This is a genomic window from Acinetobacter sp. C15 (genome assembly GCF_013420645.1).
GTDB classification, from domain to species: Bacteria; Pseudomonadota; Gammaproteobacteria; order Pseudomonadales; family Moraxellaceae; genus Acinetobacter; species Acinetobacter indicus.
Genome location: NZ_VOXR01000017.1, coordinates 1 through 21645 on the forward strand (window position 1 = coordinate 1; position 21645 = coordinate 21645).

The window sequence follows — 21645 nt, forward strand, 5'->3', positions numbered from 1 at the left end:
AAGTCAACATGCAATGTTGATTTTATTTCTAAACTTACCACCTAAACCAGAACTCAACCATTTTAGCTAAATCCTTGTTTATCAACAAGTTTTTATCAACATCACCGCCGATGGATGTGCATTATAGGCGAAATATTTACGCTTGCAAGCCCTTTGATAAAAAAATTTAATCATCCGATTATTTTTTATTCATTTTACCTTTTTTAGCTATAAATTTCGGCCAAAAGTGTTTAAATACTCTCTTAAAATGTGCGCTGGGTCGAATGACCCTGCTTTCTCTTTTTTGCTTTCAGTATTCAAAGCACTAGGATCTTTTATGCGTCAACAACAATATGTATGGATTAGCCTGCTGACTTTAGGGATGGCCTCCCCTGCTTTTGCCAATGAATCTGCAGTAGACAGTTCTACCCGCACCACAGCAGAAGCAGACTCATCTGCAGCAACCAGCAAAGCCCCTTCACGCTTTGAATCCTTAAAAGAGCTGAAAAATATTAAAGCACAAGATTTGAAAGTGAATGCCAATGCCGCACAACCGGAAAGTGTTAAAGATCCACTACAACCTTTAAACCGTCAGGTCTATGCCTTAAATGATGTGTTAGACCGCAATATCGCCCGTCCGCTGGCTGTGCAATATACAGAAAAAGTTCCTGGCGATGTGCGTGGTTCTTATCGTAACTTCCGTAAAAACCTGGGTGAACCATGGAATGCAGTAAACCAGCTGATTCAGGGCCGTCCGCTCAGAGCAGCAAAAACGCTGGGCCGTTTTACTGTAAATACCATCACCACTTTAGGTCTGGCTGATCCGGCCCGTCGTTTGGGAATGGAAACTGAAGATGAGGATTTTGGTACCACTTTAGGCTATTTCGGGGTGCCGTCTGGCCCGTATCTGGTTTTGCCGATTATTGGCCCTAGTACCTTCCGTGATGGTTTTGGCCGTCTGGCTGACAGTCAGGCCCGTCCACAAAAATACATTCTAGAAGATCATGATGGACTGTACTGGACCGAGCAGGCTTTACGCGGCATTGATGCCCGCTCCCAGATTCTGGATGTAGAACAGGTGTTACAAGGAGATCGCTATGCCGCCATCCGTGATATTTACCTGCAGCGTAAAAACTTTGAAATTGCCGAGAAAAAAGGCCTAGAGGCCGAGAGCATTTCATTTATTGAAGATGTCGAAGACGACTACATCGAAGATGAAGAAAACTTTGATTCAGTTGCACCGCTCACTGAATAATTTGTAATACTTCTTTCTGGCGGGAAGTTCAACTTCCCCTAGTAATTCATTGATTGTTATAGTACATCTATCCCCTAAAGCGCATAGGATTATATTCTACATTTATGTATTTCATTCAGCCCACACGTGATATTCCCTATCTAGATCAGGTGATTGACACACTGCCCAGTGTGCAAATGATTCGCATAGATGACATCGACCTATATGATCAGACCATCATTGCCATTGCCGATGTACAGGATTATTTAACCCATCGCTGGAATTTACCGACCATTGTTTTGGGCTTTGAAGATGAAGGTCTGGCCCTGTCGCAAGCCTGGGAACAAGGCGCTCTGGCCGGCTGGATCTGGAGCAAACTGCCAGCAGAGCCGCAGCAGGCCCTGCTTAAAATTGATGCGCAATATAAACGCAATCAGGACAGCCGTGATTTACCCTCGGCTGCAGAGTTACAAAAACGTTTGCTGCCGAATCCGATTGAACTGGTCAATTATGAAATTGAAACCCTGTTTCAACCTTCGGCCTATTTATCTGGCGACTGGTTCGATTACTGGAAAATTAGTGACAAAGAGCTGATTTTTTATCTGGCCGATGTGTCCGGACATGGGGTAACCAGCAGTTTATTAACCTCGTGGATGGCGGCTTTTCATGGCCGCTCCAAAACCCCGCGCGAGTTACTGAAAAAACTGAACGGGATGCTGGTACAGGAAAATATTGAAAAGCATATCACCATGATTAGCGGGATTTTAAACCTGGAAACCCATCAGCTGCGCTGGTCCAGTGCCGGACATTATCCGCCTGCGATTATCTTTGAGCCAAATCAGCCACCGAAAATCTTAAACACCAGCAGCTTCCCGTTGGGCCTGACCGAAGACCTGGAAGTAGAAGAATATGAATGCGTGCTGTCACGTCAGGCGCGCTTTATTATCTGTTCAGATGGTGCGCTGGAACCCTATGTTGGCGGACTCAATGAACAGTTTGAACAACTGGTCTATCACTTGCAGAATCAGTCCTTTAAAGCGCCAGAACACGTGGCCGACGATATTGCCATCCTCAGTTTGTGCCGACTGAATTAATCACTTAATCAACCACTTAAAACCATCCTTAGACTTATGTCCATAGCAGACACTTGAGTCTGTGGTGTCCCTATGGGATAATTTTATCTATCCTTCTCTGCAAATGGCATTTATATGTCAACAGGTCATGTTGAATACGCAAGTTTGGATGGAACGCATATTTTCAAGCTGATCGGCGAAGTGCGTGCCCAATCTTGTATCAGTTTAGACAAACTACTCAGTAAAATTGAACAGCAAACCAATGTGGTCGGCGCCATTGTCGATTTAACTCAAACCACATTTATTGACAGTACTGTTTTGGGTGTTTTAGCAAAACTCGGGCTAAAACTCAAACAGGTACATCAGATTCAGGCGGTTATGCTGTCGACCAATCCGGACATCACCACACTGGCCAATAGCATGGGCTTGGGGCAGGTGTTTGTGATTCTGAATTACTGTGGCGATCCGAGTGTCTGCACCCGTGCCCTGATTGAAGAGCATGTGACGCATAGCAATATGCTCTCGACCGTACTGGATGCCCACAAAACCCTGATGAAACTCAACGACAGCAACCAGAATATGTTTGAACCCCTGGTCAAACAGCTACAAAAAGAACAGGACAACTTGGAACAGGTGTCTAATCAGCAAAACGTATAATTTTCAGTTTGGGAGAATGCCTGCATGACTTTCGTTTCTGTTGCACAGATGAACTCGCAAAATGATATTGAAGCCAATTTCAATACAGTCGAGCAGCTGATTCAGCAGAGTAAAGCCGCCGGCAGTGAACTGCTGGTTCTTCCTGAAAATTTTATCTGTTTTGCTGCCGGCAAGCAGCGCGAAACTGCAGCCCAGTTTGAATCTATTCAACAACGTCTGGAACAACTGGCCCATCAGCATCAAATCTGGCTGGTGGCGGGTACCCTGCCATGTCCATTCCGCCCGGATGGTTCGGTCATTGAAGATGGCCGGGTACGTACCGTTAGCCTGTGTATCAGTCCTGAAAAAACCGAAGCCCGTTATGACAAGATTCACCTGTTTGATGTACAGGTCGGTGATGCAGTCGGGGGGTATCAGGAATCCAAATTCTTTGAACCAGGCCAAGATGTGGTGGTGGCCAAAACCCCGTTTGGTACTATTGGCCTGATGGTCTGCTATGACCTACGTTTCCCGGAACTGGCGCTAAAACTGCGTGCACAAGGCGCCAATCTTCTGACAGCACCTTCTGCTTTTACCTACACCACTGGCCAGATGCACTGGCAGCTGCTGCTACAAGCACGTGCCATGGACAGTCAGTGTCAGGTTTTAGGTGCTGCCCAGCAAGGCTGGCACGGCGAAAAACGTCAAACCTGGGGTCATTCTGGTGCGACCAATTCCCGTGGACAATTACTGGCCATGGTGCAGGACGAAGGCGCGCAACTGATTACAGTCGAATTTGACCTGAAAGAACAGCAACAGGTACGCGAGTCAATGCCTTTAATGCAGCATCGCGTGTTAGTCAATTATTAAGTCTTTCCCTTGATCTCGCTGATATTGTTATCGACGTAAGCTTTCAACTTGCATATAATAATGATTCTTATTTTCAACAACAAATTATCCTGATGTTTAAAATCGTGATCACCAGTCTGGGGCTGCTGTGCTCGACACTGGCCTTGGCCGAGCTAAGTATTTCTGAAAAAATGTGTCCTGTGATTTATTCTCAGGTCAATCCGGAGATGGCACGTCTGCCGGTTCCAGCCACACCGAATCAGATGAATCTTCCGGCCTTTGGACAGGGACTGATTGGCTGGGGCAGCGGCCCGGAAGGTGCGCAAGCGCGTTTAGATTCCATCACAGCTGCCGATGTGCATCAGATGCAAATTCAAGGTTTAACCCTGGAGATGGTACAGGCCTGGCAGGCATTTTATACTCATGAAAGCCAGCGCAATCCCGGCAATCCGACGGCACCCTTACGCGCCCTCTTAATGCAAAAAATCGTCAGCCTGTGGTAGGGACTGACGATTTTTTTAAACAGGCTCTACAGCTCTGCTAGTCTGCCGCTTCATTGGTGACACGTAACACTTCTTCGACTGTGGTTTTACCGGCCAGTACTTTACGCAAACCATCTTCACGAATCGAACCAGATTGCTGGCGCGCATAGTTTTCCAGTTCATACTCTGCAGCATTGCCATGAATCAGGCGGCGCATGTGATCATCTACCGGTACAATTTCATAAATGGCGGTCCTGCCAGTAAATCCGGTATGCGCACACTGCTCACAGCCTTTCGGTTTCGGCAGGCGCAACATGGTTTCACTGCTAACAGGTTTAAACAGTTCTTTTTCAAAGTCATCGGCATCATGCCAGGTGGCACAGTGCGAGCACAAGGTTCGGACCAGACGCTGCGCAATCACACCAATCAGGGAACTGGACAGCAGGAAAGGTTCAATGCCCATATCTTTTAAACGGGTTACGGCACCAATCGCAGTATTGGTGTGTAAGGTTGATAATACCAGATGACCAGTCAGCGAAGCCTGTACCGCAATTTCTGCAGTTTCCAGATCACGGATTTCCCCGACCATCACCACATCCGGGTCCTGACGCAGCATGGCTTTTAAAGCACGCGCGAAAGTCATATCGACCTTGGTGTTGACCTGAGTCTGCCCAATCCCTTCCAGCTGATATTCAATCGGGTCTTCAGCGGTCAGAATATTTTTCGAGCCATCATTCAGGTCCGATAGTGCTGCATACAAAGTCGTGGTTTTCCCCGAACCGGTTGGACCAGTCACCAAGATAATGCCATGCGGACGATGTACCAGCTGTTTTAGCCGGTCATAATCATTTTGCATCAGGCCCAAATGGGTCATGTTCAGCCGTCCGGCCTGTTTATCCAGCAGACGCATCACCACCCGTTCACCATGCGAAGATGGCAAGGTCGATACCCGCACATCGACTTCACGGCCCGCCAGTCGCAGCGAAATACGGCCATCTTGCGGAATGCGTTTTTCAGCAATATCCAGTTTGGCCATGACTTTAATCCGCGATACCAGTAACGGCGCCAGCTCACGACGCGGCTGTACAATTTCACGTAATTGTCCATCTACCCGCAAACGCACCGATAAGCGTTTTTCAAACGATTCAATATGAATATCCGACGCACCGACCCGAATGGCTTCGGACAGCAGTGCATTAATTAGCCGGACAATGGGCGCATCATCTTCCTGATCCATTAAATCTTCGGCTTCAGGCACCGAGTCGGCCAGACTGAGTAAATCCGGATGATCTTCCAGACCTGCCGCAACCTGTTGTGATTCCCCGGTATCGCCGGCAAAACTGCTGCTTAACAGCTGATGAAATTCCTGATCGGTACATAACTGGAACTGGGCCGGATGCCCGAGAAAACGGCGCGCCTCCTGAATAGCCAGCAGCGGCGTATTTTCACGGCGCACGATAAAAGCATGATCCCCCTCATAGCGAATTAGCACGCCATGGCGTTTTGCAAAACTATAGGGAATTTGTAATTGTTTAAGTACTTGCATCAGCGATTATAATAATGATGAAAAAATCTCATTTGAGTGTACTCTAAGCTTATGACAGCGTGAAGTCTGTTTTTAGGGTTTTAAATTGAAAGGAAGACGCCCTTGCCGCATCCGAATGAATTACTGAATCATGATGAATTGCCCGATTTAAAATGGTGGGGCGAACACGAGTTTGAACTGCATCAGCCCAAAGCCTGGCAATTTGGCTCCCTGCTGTTTCGTTTAACACGCGGCATGCAGGAGTGGCGTCTGGAATATCATCGTCCGCAGGTGCAGTATGACTATGAACAACAATGGCATCGCATCAATGACCCGAATTTTTCCTTTCCGCAGCCGGTGAAAATTGAACGCTACATGTTCAAATCGACCACCAACAAACTCCAGCTGATGCCACGTCTGGCAGACCGTTCAGTGGTGATTAAACCGGTCGATCCGATTTATATTCCGGCTGGCCAGCGTGGCACGCTGTACATTAGTACCCCGTTATGGATTGCCGGTTTTGTCGATGGTCAGCGCGAGCCGATTTTTGATTTGCCGGTGATTTTGCCCAAAGATACCTGGTTTGGACCGAATCACCGTTATGGCGAAATCTGTTATGCCACCGCGGTGGATGGCCGGACCGAGCTGCACCAGCTACGCCCGCGCGCTTTTCGTGCCATTACGCCTATCGAGTTTCATAATATCAGCAACCAGCAATTGCGCTTTGACCGGATGAATGTACCGGTGCCGGCACTGCCGCTATTTTTTAGTGAAAGTACCGGACGTTTATGGACCTCCCAAATTAAAGTCTTGCACGAAGGTTCTGACCGGCCACCACGGGTACGAATTGAAAACCGTACCCCACCGCATGCCGGTGAAGTGATTTATGTGCATCCGCCACGTGAAACCGCGGGGGCGTTATTTAATATGTTTGATTCATTCTTCTAGGGAGTAGACATGGCCGATTCCAATATCCCTAAAGAAATTACCAATAGCCTGAAAGGGATTTTCACCAATATCAACACCGAGCGCCTGACTGAAATTCTGGTGGCGCTGGTGCTGTGCTTCTTAGGCTTTCTGGTGGCGCGTTTTGTCTCTAATGCCTTTATCCGCACCATTGGTAAACGCTTTAATGCGCATCAGAGTCTGGTCTGGCGTCGCGGGATTTTCTATTTTATTTTCCTGATTTTTGTGATGGCCAGCCTGAAAGAAGCCGGCTTTAAACTTAGTGTCTTCCTGGGTGCAGCCGGTATCTTAACCGTGGCGTTGGGTTTCGCGTCACAAACTTCGGCTTCCAACCTAATCAGCGGTCTGTTCCTGATTGGTGAAGGTTCCTTTGAAGTGGGTGACACCATCCAGATTACCCTCATTCGTGGTCATACCGTAGAAGGTGAAGTGATTTCGATTGACCTGCTCTCGGTGAAACTGCTCACCCAGGACAACGTGTATGTGCGTTTACCGAACGAACAGCTGATTCGGGCGCCGGTACACAACCTGTCCAAATTCCCGATCCGGCGGATTCCAATTACTCTGGCCATTAATTTCCATGAAGATATTATCAAGGTGCGTGAAGTGCTGCTGGATGTGGCCAATAAATATCCATTGGTGCTGGCCGATCCGAAACCTGCGGTGACAGTAACTGCCTTCCGAGAATCCTCAATTGAACTGTTATTTGCGATCTGGTGCCAGCAGGAAAACTTCCTGCGAGTGCGTGATGAAATGCAGGAACGGATTCGTAATGGCTTTGTCGATAACCAGATTGAAATTCCGGTACCGAAAATGGGCTTTGTCGATCATCCGCTGTCCCGACCGCTGGAAAATGCAGAGATTGATCAATATGCCAATGAAAAAGCCCTGAAACGTGAACCGGATGTAAAATAAACTTTGTAATATTAGCCTTCTCCACCAAGAGAAGGCTTTTTCTATTCAGAGGGTGAGCGTTCAACCGGTTGTTCTGGATCGGGCATTGGCGCAATATAGGCAATAATCAGCATCACCGCACCGGCAGCTAAAAATGAAATGACCCGGGTTAAAGTGCCAATATGCGACAGATCAAACAGCACCAGCTTTAAGTTGACAATCACCAGAATACTGCCGCCCAGGACCCAGACCGAGCGTAACTGTTTGCGGCTGGCCCAGCTCATGGTGACAAATGCCAGGCTGACCCAAAGTAAAGTCAAACTCAGTTGCACCGTGCCATTACGCCACAGCGCCAGTTCATTCAGCGGCGTTCCCACATAGACATGCAAGCCACGCAGCACAATATAGCTACTCAGCCACAATAAACTCAGCACCATCAACACTGCGGCCATACTGCGGTCCAGCCCGGCCTTAACCTGTAACGACAGCATCCATAAAAAGCCGACCAGCATGGCGATGCTGACCAGATCAAAAGGATTTAAGATGGGCAGCAGATAGCCATGAAACGCCTGCTGGCTTAACAGCTGCGAACAGATCATCCAGGCCAGCATCAACAGCAAACTGCTTCGGGCCTGCCAGAACATCTGCCAGTCGGGCTGTGCCTGCCAGTAACACCAGCCGCAAAACAGCAGCGGTAAAATCACCATACTGATATACGGTTGCTGCGGTAATAAAGTCAGACTGGTCAGTAGCAGACTGAGTAAAGTACCGGCACTGACCCATTCTTTTTCGGTTCGTACACCTAAAAGCGGCCTTAACCAGAGCAGACTGAGGATGATGCCAGCTCCGGCAAACAACAGCCGCTCATTGAAAGATGCCCAGACAATACTACCCTGCTGCATCCGCAGCATGACAATTCCTGCCGCAAACAGCAGCAAGGGAACCAGGCCCGACCATTTGCTGAATAACCAGGCCACCCCGGCCTGTCGGCGTAACAGGATTTCATTCACAACCCAATAGGCCAGACTCAGGCTGAACAGGCTCAGCACCGCACTGAGCTCGCCGGACCATTCATCTTGGAGCAGCACCAGCAGCATGGTGGTCGCCAGCAACATCAGCAGACATTGAAAGCCAATCATACTGCTACTAAGTTGTTGCTGAAATTGCAGCCGGCTATTGGACAGCAATACCACGCCCACATAGCTCAGGCACAATACCCAGAACATGGCGCGTGGAAATACAATCAGCTCCACCAGATAATACAGGCTCGACAGCCCCGCCACGACCAGCAGGCCCATGGCTAGATACAGACTGATTTTGGACTGCCGCACCAGCCCCAACAGGAAAATCAGCAGGCCTTCAATGGCCCAGCCCATGACACTTTTTTCAGCCGGCAATAAAATCGGCGGAATTAGGGCCAGAAAAATTAAGGTCAGGCTTAAATAGCTGTGCGCAATTAGCTGTACCGTTTGATGGTTTCTGGATAATCGGTACAACACGGCGAACAGCAGTGCAAACAGCAGACTGAGGCCCGCCTGCCAGGCTGTGTCCTGGAAATGCAGCACATATAAACTGCTATAGGCCAGCAACGGTGCAGCAAAAATCAGCCCAATATCCAGCGCCGGTTTAAGCTTAAACTTGTCTAAATCCTGCTGTGCCAATAACTGGCTAAAACGAAAACCCAGCCAGATAAAGATAGCGGCATGTGCCAGAATCAGCACGGTCATCAGGTCGCGGTCAGCATCGCTGCCATGCACAAAGGCATAGCTGCCACCGACCAGCACGGTCATTAAAAAAGCAATCTGATTCAGAAACTTCCACGGTCGCAGGCTGCTGAGCACGGCCACCGCAATATTAATCACCAGATAATAGCCAATAAATTCCGGTGCAGTTGCATCACGCACCGGTAAGGTAAATGGTGCAAGATAGGCCATCACCATGGCCATTAACGCCAGTTCAACCGACTGCTGTCTTAAACTCAGCCATAACGTCAGGGCCATTAGTAGCAGAAAATAGCCACTGGCAATCAGCAAGTTTGGAATTATTGCATTGTAATAGGCAAAGAATAAGGTCAGACACAAGGCTGCCAGCCCGAGCCCTTCCAGCCCCAGGGCAAAACTGCGATTGCGCTGCTGCAAGCGATAACCCAGTCCGGTCACGGCAGCACTACTCAGCGCGACCATGGCCAGTTTGGTGGCCAGGCTCAGCTGCCAATGTTCCGTGGCAAAACGCAGCAGCAGAATAATGCCGATCACCAGAATAGAAATCGCGGTTTTCAGCACCGGATTACCCTCAAAAATCCAGTGTTTGATTTGCTGGACTAAATTGGGAGCGGGCGCTGGTGCAGCTTCAGCTGTTGCACTAAACGGTAAAGGCGGTATGTCCGACTGTACCGAAGAAGCCGGCTGCGGCAAAAAATGCTGGGCCTGTTGAATCTGACCCAAATACTGTTCCAGACGCCGCAGCCAGCGCAGAAAAAAGAAAATCCAGGCCGCAGCGCCAGCGGCAATCATCCAGCCCCAATCCAGCAGCCCACCGACCACGGCAATAATCGAGGAGAGATACAGCGGCACTTTGGAGGTGGCACGAAATGCAATTAATCTTTGTTCGCCTAGCGCCTGGGCCGGTTGCTGAATAGCATCGACATAGTGCATGACACTCATCAGCAGTGCAAAACCACAGACATAGGTCAGCAGTGGAAATGATAAAAACCACGCGCTGATGGCGACAATCATCAGGCTCATCAACCAGATCATGCGGATTTCGCTCTGCCCTCTCAGCATCTTGTTTTATTCCTTTATTAATTGTGCTGATCATACAACAACTTGCACAGTGCTTATTTTATATTCATCAGATATTCGGTAACCTGCATATACAATCATCACTCAGCGTGCGTGTGTAAAATCACGTACAATAAACAGGTTTTTTGGATTAGGAAACTTTCAATGCCACCATTTGTCTTGGTCGATGGGTCTTATTTTTTATTTCGTGCGTTTCACGCCTTACCCCCTTTAACCACGTCAACCGGTATACATACCAACGCCATCCGTGGGGCAATTTCCGCAATCCAGAAACTGATGCGCCGTACCCAGCCCACCCATATGGCGGTGATTTTTGATACCCCGGAACCAACGTTCCGTCACGAACTGTCACCCATTTATAAAGGTGACCGTCCAAGTATGCCAGATGAACTGTCACAGCAGATTCCTTATTTACACGCCTTAATTCGCGCACTGGGGATTCCTCTTTATATGCTGCCGGGTGCCGAAGCCGACGATATTATTGGCACGCTGGCCAAACGCGCCGAAGCCGAAGGTCATCAGGTGTTAATTTCCACCGGCGACAAAGACATGGCTCAGCTGGTGACCGACAAAGTTACGCTGGAAGACAGCTTCAAAGAGAAACCAATGGATGTGCAGGGTGTCTTTGAGAAATTTGGCGTCTGGCCGAATCAGATTGTTGATTATCTGACCCTGATGGGCGATGCCTCGGACGGGATTATGGGTGTTCCGGGCGTGGGTGCTAAAACTGCCGCCAAACTGCTGACTGAATACGGCTCTTTAGGCGGAATTCTAGAAAATGTCGACAAAATTAAAGGTCGCGTTGGCCAGAATATTAAAGACAATGTCGATGGTATTGCCATTGATCATCAACTGGCCAGTATTGTCTGCGATCTGGACATGGGCCTGACCTTTGCAGATCTGAAACTATGCGATCCGAATACCGAAGAATTGCGCCGTCTGTATACCGAACTGGAGTTCCGGAACCAGCTACAGTCGCTCGATCATCCGAACAACCCGAACAGCAACAGCTATAAACAGGTCAGCCAGGCCATTAGCCAAACCCCAGCGGCCGCAGAAGTCGCTACTGAAGATCAGGCCCAGCTCAGCAGCAGTGAAGACCAGCTAGGTGAAGCCACCTATCATACGGTGTTAAGCCCGGCAGACTGGGATGCGCTATTCCAGCGTTTAAGCACCGCCACACGTTTTGCCTTTGATACCGAAACCACCAGCCTAGATTATCGGATTGCCCAGATTGTCGGCTTCTCGGTGGCTTTTGATGCTACGGAAGCCTTCTATGTGCCTTTGGCGCATGACTATGCCGGCGCACCGGAACAGTTAAACCGTGAAGCGGTGCTGGCGCAGATCAAACCGATTCTGGAAAATCCAGCGGTTGAAAAAATTGGCCATCATTTAAAATATGATGCACATGTGCTGGAAAACCACGGTATTCACTTACAGGGCTGGTACTTTGACACCATGCTGGCCTCGTATGTCTTAAATTCTGTCGCCACCCGTCATGGGATGGATGATGTGGCGCGTCTGTATTTAAGTCACCTGACCACCACCTATGAACAGATTGCCGGTAAAGGCGCCAAACAGAAAACCTTTAACCAGATCGAGATTGAAACAGCCGCGCATTATGCCGCCGAAGATGCACATGTGACGTATCGCCTGTATGAAGTGCTGAATGAAAAGCTGCAGCGTCATCCGGAACTAAGCAATCTGCTGCATCATATTGAAATGCCGGTAGCACGCGTGCTAACCCAGATGGAAGAAAACGGCATCAAGCTGGATCTGAATTTCCTGGATCAGCTGGGCGTAGAATTCTCCAATACCATGCTGCAACTGGAACAGCAGATTATTGAACTGGCCGGCCAGCCGTTTAATGTCAGCTCGCCCAAACAGGTTGGCGAAATCCTGTTTGAAAAGCTGGGCATCAAAGGCGGCAAGAAAACTGCCACCGGCCAATACAGCACCAGTGAAAGTATTTTAGAAAAGATTGAGCACCCGATTGCCAGCCTGATTGTGGAATATCGCGGTCTGTCTAAACTGAAAAGTACCTATACCGATGGCTTACAAAAGCAGGCTAATAGCAGCAGCCATCGCGTGCATACCAGTTATCATCAGGCACTGACCGCAACAGGCCGTCTGTCTTCGACCGATCCGAACCTGCAAAATATTCCAGTGCGTATGGATATTGGCCGTCAAATTCGTAAAGCCTTTATTGCACCAGAAGGCCGCGTGTTACTGGCTGCCGACTATTCGCAAATTGAACTGCGTTTAATGGCGCATTTCTCGCAAGATGACGCGCTGGTTGATGCCTTCAATCATGGTCAGGATGTACACCGCCGTACCGCTGCAGAAGTGTTGAATATTGCCCTGGAAGATGTCACGCCGGATCAGCGTCGCCAGGCCAAAGCGGTTAACTTCGGCCTGTTATATGGTATGTCCGAATTTGGTCTGATCCGTCAATTGGGCTTTACCCGGGAAGAATCGCAGAACTATATCAAGCAATACTTCCAGCGTTATCCGGGCATTTATGAATATATGCAGCGCACCCGTCAGGTGGCTCTGGAACAAGGCTTTGTTGAAACCCTGACCGGCCGCCGTTTATATACCCCGGATATTGATGCCCGTAACATGATGGTGCGTAAAGCAGCAGAACGTGCAGCAATTAATGCGCCCTTACAAGGCTCTGCGGCAGATATTATTAAAATGGCCATGGTGGAGGTAGATAAAATGCTGCCACGCCATCAGGCCAAAATGCTGCTACAGGTGCACGATGAACTGGTGTTTGAAGTCGATGCCAATGTCGCCGATGAACTGGCACCCAAACTGGCCGAAGTAATGCAGTCGGTGATTGAACTGTCTGTTCCGCTGGTGGTCGAAGTAGGTAAAGGCCAGAACTGGGATGAAGCACACTAAAGTCTTTCCACCTTCCTCCTCGGAGGAAGGCTGGGCTGAAGGTCATTTGCCTCTTGGGCGAAATATCAAGGTCTTCACCTCAAAACTTGAGCCATAAAAAAGGACTCAATTGAGTCCTTTTTTTCTTGAGCTGAATTTATTAGAAGCCGGTCAGCAAAACAATCGCCACCTGGTTCATCAGAATTTCAGCAATATATAACGCCAGAAATGCCAGAATTGGAGACAGGTCAATCATGCCCATATTCGGCATGATCCGGCGAAACGGCGCCAGTAAAGGTTCTGCCAGCTCCTGAATCACTTCAATATAAGGCCCGCGTGACTGGGTAAACATCACTACCCAACTTAAAATAATGGTGGCAAAAATCAGGTAACGACAGAAACGTAGCAGGTCCTGAATCATGGTCACAAAGGTGAGAATCAGCAGATGTACCGGGCCATTAGGCATCGCCCCGTTTAAATACATCATGCCGTAATTTTTCAGCAGATAAAGCACCACCAGCAGCGCCAATGCCGCCAGATTCACCCGGCCTTTTGCCACGGTCGGGAAAATACGGCTAAATACATCTACAATTTTCGTGGCCTTGATCGTAGACAACACCACCGGATTATAAGGACTCACCGCAGCCAGCTGCATGAGAAAACGGAAGAAGACGAGCAAAATCGCTACGTTAATGATGATGCCAAAAATTAGCGCAGAATTTGCACCCATACTTGAACGTTCCTAAAATTAAATACTTTATTTAATGCTGTCACTCAGCTCGGCAGCCAGTTCCTGACTGCGTGTTTTGGCAGCCGCCAACGCCGCCTGAATATTCTGCGACACTTGCGCACGGTCAAACACTTCCAACGCTGCCTGCGTGGTCCCGTTTGGAGAGGTCACGTTTTTACGCAGCTCTGCCGGGGTATTGGAACTGGTAATTGCCATTTGTGCCGCACCCAACGCAGTTTGCAAGGTTAAAGCCGTTGCCACTTTTTCATCCAGGCCCAAGTTTTTGCCGGCACGAATCATACTTTCCATCATATAGAAAAAGTAAGCCGGGCCAGAACCGGATACTGCCGTGACTGCATCAATTTGCGCTTCAGAGTTTACCCAAATTGTTAAACCCGTGGCAGCCAAAACCTGACTTGCCAATTCACGGTCTTTGCTATCGACCGCATCATGCGCATATAAACCATGCGCACCAGTTTGTACCAGTGCCGGGGTATTTGGCATCACCCGCACCACACGGTCGGTATCGAGCAATGCCGAAATGGTGGCAATTTCTGCACCGGCAACAATCGAAATCACCAGTTTGCCTTCAAACTGCCCTTTTAGCGGTTGCAGCACGCTGGCCAGCACCTGCGGTTTGACTGCGAACACCACAATATCGGCGTCACGAATGGCAGCCTGGTTGTCTTCGGTCACATGTACATCTTTTTCTTCAAGCAACAAACGGATTTTTTCGACCGGATCAGCAACTGTAATACGCGTTGAAGGCATGCCACGTGCAATCAGGCCACCAATTAAGGCCTGTGCCATATTTCCGCCACCAATAAAACTAATATTACAATTTAACACTGCACTCATGATTCACACTCTTGGTTGAGTTCTTTATAGTTAAGAGATTAAAGTCGGTTGCCAGCCATCCGGTTCGCAATAGGCAGAATCTGCCACCCAAAACCCTTTTGGCGTGAAAACCCCTAGCATAACATTATCTCTGCTTAATATTTGAATTGTATGACGCTTCCAGGGAAAAATTTGTGCCTGCTGTATCGCCTTTTTTAATGGCCAGGCCCCGACCCGTCCATGAAGATGGATTTTTTCTCCGCCCACTCGCGTACTTAAAGTCAATTCTTGTTGGAGTAATGCAAAAGACAAACCAACCTGATGCGGTGCATTCAACTGAAACTGTCCGGCAGGTAAATCTAGGGTTTGCCCCAACTGCCAGCACACCTGTTCCCGCGCAGGGATGGCCTGTTGACTGGCCAAATATTCCAGCTGAGGCAGACGGTAAATGACATTTTGATAGCGCACATAATAAAAGCCGTTGCAATGCAAAGCCGCTTGCGCATCGGCCCGGGCCTGAATCACTTCCTGCTGAATACGCTGCACCATGTCAAAACTTGGCCGGTACTGGCTGTCCCCTTTCATCCAGAACGACAGTAACTGGCGTTGCCGTGCCTCTGACAATTGCTGAATACGGTGTAAATCCAGATGCTTGGCATCGCCACAGCTGGCCAAATCCTGCAGCAATACTTCGGCTAAAATCTGCTCAGCATCCTGCATCAGCTGGCTGCTGCGGCAAATGCTTTGCTGCATTTTGGGGAACCGTGCATTTAACAGCGGCCACAACTGTTCCCGACACCAGGCCCGGTCGTAGTGAATATCCTGATTGGTCGGATCTTGAATATGTGGAATCGAAAGCTGCTGGCACCAGGTCTGAATCTGCTCACGCGATAAAGCCAATAACGGCCGCCAGATTGACAGCTCAGGACGTGAATCGAAAGTTTTCATGGCCGACAAGCCAGGAATACCGGCACCAGAAAACAGGCGCAATAACACTGTTTCTGCCTGATCCTGCTGATGATGGGCCAGTACCAATATCTCATTGGTTTGAATATGCTGCTGAAATGCCTGATAACGTGCGGCGCGTGCCTGCTGTTCCAGATTGCCTTCGGCGACCTGTACCGCTTGAATGATGCAAGGAATATTGAAGGTCCGACAATACTGCTGGACAAATTTGCCCCAGGCCTGACTAGAAGGCTGCAATTGATGATCAATATAAATGGCCCGGACTTTTTCCGGGCATAAAAACGCCATCAGATGCAGCAGCAGCATGGAATCCATGCCGCCACTACATCCGATGAGAAAATGCGTATCTTCTGGAAAAGACTGAATCTGGGTTAAGACGCCAGTCCTAAATTGTCGCTGCCAAACTTCATCAAACGCTGGTAACGTGCTTCGCATCGTTCTTGTGCATCCATCGGTTGCAATTCTTCTAGAGCCTGTTTTAACACGGCTTTTAAATCTTGCATGACTTTTTCTGGTTGCAAGTGAGCTCCCTCACCTTCATCAACCACATATTCAACAATGCCCATCTGCTGTAATTTTTCAGCAGTCAGTGCCAATGCTTCACTTGCTTGTTCTGCTTTTTCAGCAGTTTTCCACAAAATAGATGCACAGCCTTCTGGAGAAATTACTGAATAAATACTGTGAGATAACATCACCACACGGTCCGCCACACCAATACCCAAGGCACCGCCTGAACCACCCTCACCCAGAACTGTTGCCACGACCGGCACTTTCAGGTTCGATAATTGAGCAAGACTGGTGGCAATCGCTTCCGCCTGACCACGTTCTTCTGCACCCACACCCGGATAAGCACCCATGGTGTCAATAAAGGTAAAGACCGGCAGCTTGAAACGTTCTGCCATATCTAGCAAACGCTGTGCCTTACGGTAACCTTCCGGGTTACTCATGCCGAAATTGTGCTGCAATTTCTCGCGGGTACTGCGACCACGATGCTGGCCCACGACCATGACCGGCTGACCATCGAAGCGTGCCAAGCCACCCACCATTGCACCATCATCACCAAATAAACGGTCGCCGTGCAGCGCATCAAATTCAGTGAAAATTTCGCCTACATAGTCCAGGAATTGCGGACGCTCTGGATGACGTGCAATTTGGACCGTTGTCCATGCTTTTGATTGAGCAGCTTTATTTTTCATAAGTCGACTGTTATCCCTAAATTAACCAAAACGTTAATCGACAAATTGTTCCGAATGAATTTTTAATTCAATGTCCCAATTCTTGAACTGCACTTGTTCATCGTGCAATTCAGCGACAAGCAATGGCCATTGTTTAGCATCACCCGAAACGCTGAGCTGCCATTGTTGCGCATTCTGAACACTCAATTCAATGGCAGGAAGCATCTGATCGCTACGACTGTGATTGACTAAAACTGCTAGGCGTAGCAGCAGACATAAATGCATTAATTTATGGCCACCGACCTTGTTGACATCAATTTTATCGTCCTGACGCAGCTTGCGGCGATGATGCGCAACCAGATGCGACAGATGGTTTTGATCAATTTGTGAAAAGCCCGGAATATCCGAATGTTGTAATAAATAAGCACCATGACGATGATAGCCACCATGACTGATCGCCAGACCAATTTCATGTAAATAGGCCGCGCGGCGCAGTAAATCACTGTCATCGCTGGTCAATTTCAGCTCCGCGGCCACGCCTTCAAACAGGTGCTGCGCGGTTTTGACCACACGTTCTGCCTGTTTCGGATCGGCGTTATAACGGCCCATCAGCGCCTGCACACTGCGGTCCCGGATATCTTCATGCTGGAAACGGCCCAGCAGGTCATACATTACGCCTTCACGTAAGGCACCATCGGAATAAACCAGTTTATCAATATCTAAAATATCAAAAACTGCATATAAAATCGCAATCCCGGCTGGCAAAACTGCTCGTCGATCTTCTTTTAAACCGTCAAAGTCCATTTCAGAGACATGCTTGTATTTAAGCAGTTTATCTTTGAGTTTTTCCAGGCCCTCACGGGTCAGATTTTCCTGCGCATTGCTCCAGCCCATATTCACGGTAATCTGGCGGCAGGCTTTAATGGTACCACTTGAGCCTACTACGGTATCCCAGCCGGCATTTTTATAGGTATTGGCAATGGTGGATAATTCTTTGCGTGCGGCAAACACGGCTTTGTCAAAACTTTTATGGTTAATTTCACCTTCGGCGAAAAAGGCTTTGGTATAGGCCACGCAGCCCATCTGTAAAGATTCGGTATGAATAGGTTCGAATTCTTCACCAATAATCAGCTCGGTTGAACCACCGCCAATATCAATCACCAGGCGGCGACCACTGTTTTCCATGGTGTGCGACACACCCAGATAAATTAAGCGGGCTTCTTCACGACCGGCAATAATTTCAATGGGTTTTGGCAAGATTTCTGCGGCTTTTTGAATAAATTCATGTCCGTTTTTGGCCTGACGCAAGGCGTTGGTGGCAACAATACGTAAACGGTTCGGCTGTACAGCGCTTAAACGTCCGACAAAGCGTGCCAAACAGGCTAAACCGCGCTGCTGTGCGGCTTCGGTTAAATTTTTATTCTCATCTAAACCAGCGGCAAGCTGTACTTTTTCTGACATTGATGCCACTTTTTTTACTTCACCATGATCCACACGGGCAATGGCCAGGTGGAAGCTGTTCGACCCCATATCGATGGCTGCAAGTAACTCTTCATCAATTAAAAAATCAGACATTCTTCAAACAAACCTATACAGAATTGTGCCTAGAGTAATTCACATACATGCAATTTAAAAGCCATTTGTGCGCACATTTCGATGAGTATTTAAATTTTCGGCAGATGTGACAATTGTGTGACACGATCATCAGCATCGTGAGCATCAATTAGACAAATTCACAGGAAAGATCGAAAATTTACATATTCCTCTACATTGTTCTAGATGGCTATGTAATACTAATAAATATAGCTATCTATACAAAAATTCATTTGGAGCACATTCCATGTCTGGCAACATCGTAAACACAACGGATGCAAACTTCGAAGCAGACGTTCTTCAATCTGAAACACCTGTATTGGTTGACTTCTGGGCGGGCTGGTGTGCGCCTTGTAAGGCAATTGCGCCAGTACTTGAAGTTTTGGCGACTGAATATGAAGGCAAAGTTAAAATTGTGAAAGTTGACGTGACCGCTTGCGAACAAACTGCCGTGAACTACAACATCCGTAACATCCCTGCACTGTTGATGTTCAAAAATGGTGAAGTGGTTGCCCAGCAGATTGGTGCTGCACCAAAATCGAAACTGACTGCATTTATTGATGAAAACATCTAAATCCTGTCTGTTTAGAAAAATTAAAATACGCTATGTTTCATAGCGTATTTTTTTCGTCTATAAATTGACAAATCGGCGTTTCTCTCTTATATTGCTTGCTCAAGAAATAAAGGACTTCCCGTCCCGCCCGTTTCTTAAAAGACACAACACAAAAATGCCGCTCGGCAACAGAAATTGTTTTTTCACATTTTTCTCTGAAACAATTAATCAGTCCTCTGAATTGTTATTGTGCAAATACAATTGCGTTCGTTTTATTGCCTGCATGCGGTCAAATGTTGCTTCCCTTCCAACCTGTACCCCAGAATTTTTGATTCTATCTGATCACCTATGAATTTAACCGAACTCAAGAAAAAACCGATTGGCGAACTCATCAAGATTGCCGAGTTTATGGGCCTTGAAGGAATGGCTCGTAACCGTAAGCAAGACATTATTTTTGCCATCTTAAAACGTCATGCAATGAATGGCGAAGAGATTTTTGGTGATGGCGTGCTCGAAATTCTGTCAGATGGTTTTGGCTTCTTACGCTCTGCAGCAGGCTCTTATTTAGCCGGTCCTGACGATATCTATGTCAGCCCTTCGCAAATTCGTCGTTTTAACCTGCGTACCGGTGACACCATTACCGGCACCATTCGCCCACCAAAAGAAGGCGAACGTTATTTTGCCCTGTTAAAAGTTAACCAGATTAACTACGACACGCCAGAAAACTCGCGCAATAAAATCCTGTTTGAAAACCTGACCCCGCTGTTCCCAACCGAACAACTGGTCATGGAACTTGGTAACGGCACCACTGAAGATTTAACCGCGCGTGTGGTGGATCTGGTTGCGCCAATTGGTAAAGGCCAGCGTTCAATTATTGTAGCGCCGCCAAAAGCTGGTAAAACCATGTTATTACAAAACATCGCCCAGTCGATTGTACGTAATAACCCGGAAGTATTCCTGATTGTTCTGCTGATTGACGAACGTCCGGAAGAAGTGACCGAAATGGAACGTACCGTGCGTGGTGAAGTGGTTGCCTCAACCTTTGATGAATCTCCAGCCCGTCACGTACAAGTGGCTGAAATGGTAATTGAAAAAGCCAAGCGTCTGGTGGAGCACAAAAAAGATGTGGTGATTCTGCTTGACTCGATTACCCGTTTAGCGCGTGCCTATAACACCGTGGTGCCATCTTCAGGTAAAGTCCTGACTGGTGGTGTCGATGCTCACGCACTGGAACGTCCAAAGCGTTTCTTTGGTGCCGCACGTAATATTGAAGAAGGCGGCTCACTGACCATCATCTCAACCGCGTTAATTGAAACCGGCAGCAAGATGGATGAAGTGATTTACGAAGAATTCAAAGGTACCGGTAACCAGGAAATTACGCTTGATCGTCGTATTGCCGAAAAACGCGTGTTCCCTGCCATGAACATCAAGAAATCAGGTACCCGTCGTGAAGAGCGCCTGATGTCTGAAGACAACCTGCGTAAGGTCTGGATTCTGCGTAAGCTGCTGCATACCCAAGATGAACTGGCAGCCATGGAATTCCTGCTGGATCGTATGAAAGAAACCAAAACCAATGACGAGTTCTTTGATCATATGAAGCGTAAAGCCAGCAACTAAGATCAAAACTTTTTAAAAAGGCCATCGTATAACGATGGCTTTTTTATTTCGGTTGACCATCTTTACATAAAGACACAATTGGACGTTTTCTGTGTAAACTTATTTTTAAGTAAATGATTATAAATAAGTATTTCAAAAAAACCCTATAGTTTTTAATGATTTAAATCGCCTTTCGCCAATATAAACTGAACTCTTGATTGTTTTTTTCTGTTAAAAAACAACGCATTTTAGGGCTTTTTTCGGCTTTTTTTAGAGCAAGCTAGTAGTAATTAAAAAAACTCAGTGATAGCATATTCGCAGACCAGTTAGACTGCTCCTGCGTTGTTAGTGCCTAACAAAATTAGGAATAATAAAAGCATATAACAGGCTAACGTCGGTTTTTTTTAATCTCAATTTTTTAGAGAGTGATGCCATGTTATTCAAAAAAATCGCTATTGCTGCTGCAGTTGCTACTACTTTAGCTTTCGTTGGTTGTGCTAAAAAAACTGAAGAAGCTGCTGCTGACGCTAACCAAGCTGCATCTGAAGCTGTTGTAGCTGCTTCTGAAGCTGAAGCTGCTGCTGACGCTGCTGCTGTTGAAGCTGCTTCTGGCGCTGATGCTGCTGTAGACGCTGCTGCTGATGCTGCTGACACTGCTGCTGCTGCTGCTACTGACGCTGCTGATGCTGCTACTGACGCTGCTGATGCTGCTGTTGACGCTGCTGATGCTGAAGCTCAATAATCTTAGATTATTGACAAAAAGAGAGCCTTTTGGCTCTCTTTTTTATTGTCTGAATATTTCTTACAACATCTCATCATCACATACAAGGAACACGGTAATACCTGCCGTTAGAACCTCAGCCCTTACTT

Annotated in this window: 18 protein-coding genes; 11 read left to right on the top strand and 7 right to left on the bottom strand. The window is 47.7% G+C overall.

The features are described from left to right. Window positions 1–316 precede the first annotated feature (316 nt). The 5 genes from FTT63_RS08380 to FTT63_RS08400 all read left to right on the top strand — a co-directional run bounded on the left by FTT63_RS08380 (window position 317) and on the right by FTT63_RS08400 (window position 4274). A complete protein-coding gene (locus FTT63_RS08380) occupies window positions 317–1234 on the top strand; it encodes a VacJ family lipoprotein (protein ID WP_180192169.1) in 918 nt (305 codons plus the stop codon). 104 nt (window positions 1235–1338) lie between these two features. Beyond that, window positions 1339–2307 (top strand): RsbU family protein phosphatase GigA, encoded by a 969-nt coding sequence (gene gigA, locus FTT63_RS08385; RefSeq protein WP_016659506.1) that lies wholly within the window; start codon window positions 1339–1341, stop codon window positions 2305–2307. A 114-nt stretch (window positions 2308–2421) separates the two neighbouring features. Beyond that, complete coding sequence (gene gigB, locus FTT63_RS08390) at window positions 2422–2943, top strand: anti-anti-sigma factor GigB (RefSeq protein WP_005182525.1); 522 nt, start codon at window positions 2422–2424, stop codon at window positions 2941–2943. 24 nt (window positions 2944–2967) lie between these two features. Further along, on the top strand, window positions 2968–3792 hold the full coding sequence (locus FTT63_RS08395) for a carbon-nitrogen hydrolase family protein (protein ID WP_127799100.1): 825 nt from the start codon (window positions 2968–2970) through the stop codon (window positions 3790–3792). A gap of 92 nt (window positions 3793–3884) precedes the next feature. Then, window positions 3885–4274: a DUF4951 domain-containing protein gene (locus FTT63_RS08400; RefSeq protein WP_180192170.1), complete on the top strand. Its 390-nt coding sequence runs from the start codon at window positions 3885–3887 to the stop codon at window positions 4272–4274. A gap of 37 nt (window positions 4275–4311) precedes the next feature. On the opposite strand, the gene gspE is transcribed toward FTT63_RS08400, so the two are convergent. Beyond that, on the bottom strand, window positions 4312–5799 hold the full coding sequence (gspE, locus tag FTT63_RS08405; RefSeq protein WP_075167381.1) for a type II secretion system ATPase GspE: 1488 nt from the start codon (window positions 5797–5799) through the stop codon (window positions 4312–4314). Window positions 5800–5922: 123 nt separating this feature from the next. Between gspE and FTT63_RS08410 the strand changes: the two genes are divergently transcribed. Both FTT63_RS08410 and FTT63_RS08415 read left to right on the top strand, forming a co-directional pair. Beyond that, on the top strand, window positions 5923–6726 hold the full coding sequence (locus FTT63_RS08410; RefSeq protein WP_034598323.1) for a hypothetical protein: 804 nt from the start codon (window positions 5923–5925) through the stop codon (window positions 6724–6726). A 9-nt stretch (window positions 6727–6735) separates the two neighbouring features. Then, window positions 6736–7659 carry a mechanosensitive ion channel family protein gene (locus FTT63_RS08415; RefSeq protein ID WP_005182510.1) on the top strand — a complete coding sequence of 308 codons (924 nt, stop codon included), beginning with the start codon at window positions 6736–6738 and terminating at the stop codon, window positions 7657–7659. Window positions 7660–7700: 41 nt separating this feature from the next. Here the strand turns inward: FTT63_RS08415 and FTT63_RS08420 are convergent, their stop codons facing one another. Then, window positions 7701–10421 carry a DUF2339 domain-containing protein gene (locus FTT63_RS08420; RefSeq protein ID WP_127799098.1) on the bottom strand — a complete coding sequence of 907 codons (2721 nt, stop codon included), beginning with the start codon at window positions 10419–10421 and terminating at the stop codon, window positions 7701–7703. A 162-nt stretch (window positions 10422–10583) separates the two neighbouring features. Here FTT63_RS08420 and polA point away from each other — a divergent pair, with 162 nt between their 5' ends. Next, on the top strand, window positions 10584–13346 hold the full coding sequence (polA, locus tag FTT63_RS08425; protein ID WP_127799096.1) for a DNA polymerase I: 2763 nt from the start codon (window positions 10584–10586) through the stop codon (window positions 13344–13346). A gap of 139 nt (window positions 13347–13485) precedes the next feature. Here polA and FTT63_RS08430 read toward each other — a convergent pair whose 3' ends face one another. The 5 genes from FTT63_RS08430 to ppx are packed head-to-tail and all read right to left on the bottom strand — an operon-like array spanning window position 13486 to window position 18608. After that, window positions 13486–14055 carry a YggT family protein gene (locus FTT63_RS08430; protein WP_005182501.1) on the bottom strand — a complete coding sequence of 190 codons (570 nt, stop codon included), beginning with the start codon at window positions 14053–14055 and terminating at the stop codon, window positions 13486–13488. A gap of 27 nt (window positions 14056–14082) precedes the next feature. Beyond that, a complete protein-coding gene (proC, locus tag FTT63_RS08435) occupies window positions 14083–14913 on the bottom strand; it encodes a pyrroline-5-carboxylate reductase (RefSeq protein WP_005182498.1) in 831 nt (276 codons plus the stop codon). Between the two features lie 30 nt (window positions 14914–14943). Further along, complete coding sequence (tilS, locus tag FTT63_RS08440; RefSeq protein ID WP_127801705.1) at window positions 14944–16293, bottom strand: tRNA lysidine(34) synthetase TilS; 1350 nt, start codon at window positions 16291–16293, stop codon at window positions 14944–14946. Beyond that, complete coding sequence (locus FTT63_RS08445) at window positions 16230–17054, bottom strand: acetyl-CoA carboxylase carboxyltransferase subunit alpha (RefSeq protein WP_045795976.1); 825 nt, start codon at window positions 17052–17054, stop codon at window positions 16230–16232. The genes tilS and FTT63_RS08445 overlap by 64 nt, the downstream gene beginning before the upstream one ends. A gap of 33 nt (window positions 17055–17087) precedes the next feature. Continuing rightward, entirely contained in the window at window positions 17088–18608 is a 1521-nt protein-coding gene (gene ppx / locus FTT63_RS08450) for an exopolyphosphatase (protein ID WP_005182484.1), read from the bottom strand. 265 nt (window positions 18609–18873) lie between these two features. Between ppx and trxA the strand changes: the two genes are divergently transcribed. From trxA to FTT63_RS08465, 3 genes are all read left to right on the top strand, one after another. Next, the gene (gene trxA, locus FTT63_RS08455) at window positions 18874–19200 is read left to right on the top strand and encodes a thioredoxin (RefSeq protein ID WP_016659515.1); all 327 of its coding nucleotides are present in this window, start codon (window positions 18874–18876) and stop codon (window positions 19198–19200) included. 327 nt (window positions 19201–19527) lie between these two features. Beyond that, window positions 19528–20796, top strand: a complete 1269-nt coding sequence (gene rho, locus FTT63_RS08460; RefSeq protein ID WP_005182456.1) for a transcription termination factor Rho — start codon at window positions 19528–19530, stop codon at window positions 20794–20796. A gap of 412 nt (window positions 20797–21208) precedes the next feature. Further along, window positions 21209–21517 carry a hypothetical protein gene (locus FTT63_RS08465; protein ID WP_075175283.1) on the top strand — a complete coding sequence of 103 codons (309 nt, stop codon included), beginning with the start codon at window positions 21209–21211 and terminating at the stop codon, window positions 21515–21517. The last annotated feature ends 128 nt before the right edge of the window (window positions 21518–21645 follow it).

Excerpts from the sequence above, each read along its gene's own strand:
- FTT63_RS08380 (WP_180192169.1), top strand. The coding sequence starts at position 317 with ATGCGTCAACAACAATATGTATGGATTAGCCTGCTGACTTTAGGGATG.
- gigA (WP_016659506.1), top strand. The coding sequence starts at position 1,339 with ATGTATTTCATTCAGCCCACACGTGATATTCCCTATCTAGATCAGGTG.
- gigB (WP_005182525.1), top strand. The coding sequence starts at position 2,422 with ATGTCAACAGGTCATGTTGAATACGCAAGTTTGGATGGAACGCATATT.
- FTT63_RS08395 (WP_127799100.1), top strand. The coding sequence starts at position 2,968 with ATGACTTTCGTTTCTGTTGCACAGATGAACTCGCAAAATGATATTGAA.
- FTT63_RS08400 (WP_180192170.1), top strand. The coding sequence starts at position 3,885 with ATGTTTAAAATCGTGATCACCAGTCTGGGGCTGCTGTGCTCGACACTG.
- gspE (WP_075167381.1), bottom strand. The coding sequence starts at position 5,799 with ATGCAAGTACTTAAACAATTACAAATTCCCTATAGTTTTGCAAAACGC.
- FTT63_RS08415 (WP_005182510.1), top strand. The coding sequence starts at position 6,736 with ATGGCCGATTCCAATATCCCTAAAGAAATTACCAATAGCCTGAAAGGG.
- FTT63_RS08420 (WP_127799098.1), bottom strand. The coding sequence starts at position 10,421 with ATGCTGAGAGGGCAGAGCGAAATCCGCATGATCTGGTTGATGAGCCTG.
- polA (WP_127799096.1), top strand. The coding sequence starts at position 10,584 with ATGCCACCATTTGTCTTGGTCGATGGGTCTTATTTTTTATTTCGTGCG.
- FTT63_RS08430 (WP_005182501.1), bottom strand. The coding sequence starts at position 14,055 with ATGGGTGCAAATTCTGCGCTAATTTTTGGCATCATCATTAACGTAGCG.
- proC (WP_005182498.1), bottom strand. The coding sequence starts at position 14,913 with ATGAGTGCAGTGTTAAATTGTAATATTAGTTTTATTGGTGGCGGAAAT.
- tilS (WP_127801705.1), bottom strand. The coding sequence starts at position 16,293 with ATGCGAAGCACGTTACCAGCGTTTGATGAAGTTTGGCAGCGACAATTT.
- FTT63_RS08445 (WP_045795976.1), bottom strand. The coding sequence starts at position 17,054 with ATGAAAAATAAAGCTGCTCAATCAAAAGCATGGACAACGGTCCAAATT.
- ppx (WP_005182484.1), bottom strand. The coding sequence starts at position 18,608 with ATGTCTGATTTTTTAATTGATGAAGAGTTACTTGCAGCCATCGATATG.
- trxA (WP_016659515.1), top strand. The coding sequence starts at position 18,874 with ATGTCTGGCAACATCGTAAACACAACGGATGCAAACTTCGAAGCAGAC.
- rho (WP_005182456.1), top strand. The coding sequence starts at position 19,528 with ATGAATTTAACCGAACTCAAGAAAAAACCGATTGGCGAACTCATCAAG.
- FTT63_RS08465 (WP_075175283.1), top strand. The coding sequence starts at position 21,209 with ATGTTATTCAAAAAAATCGCTATTGCTGCTGCAGTTGCTACTACTTTA.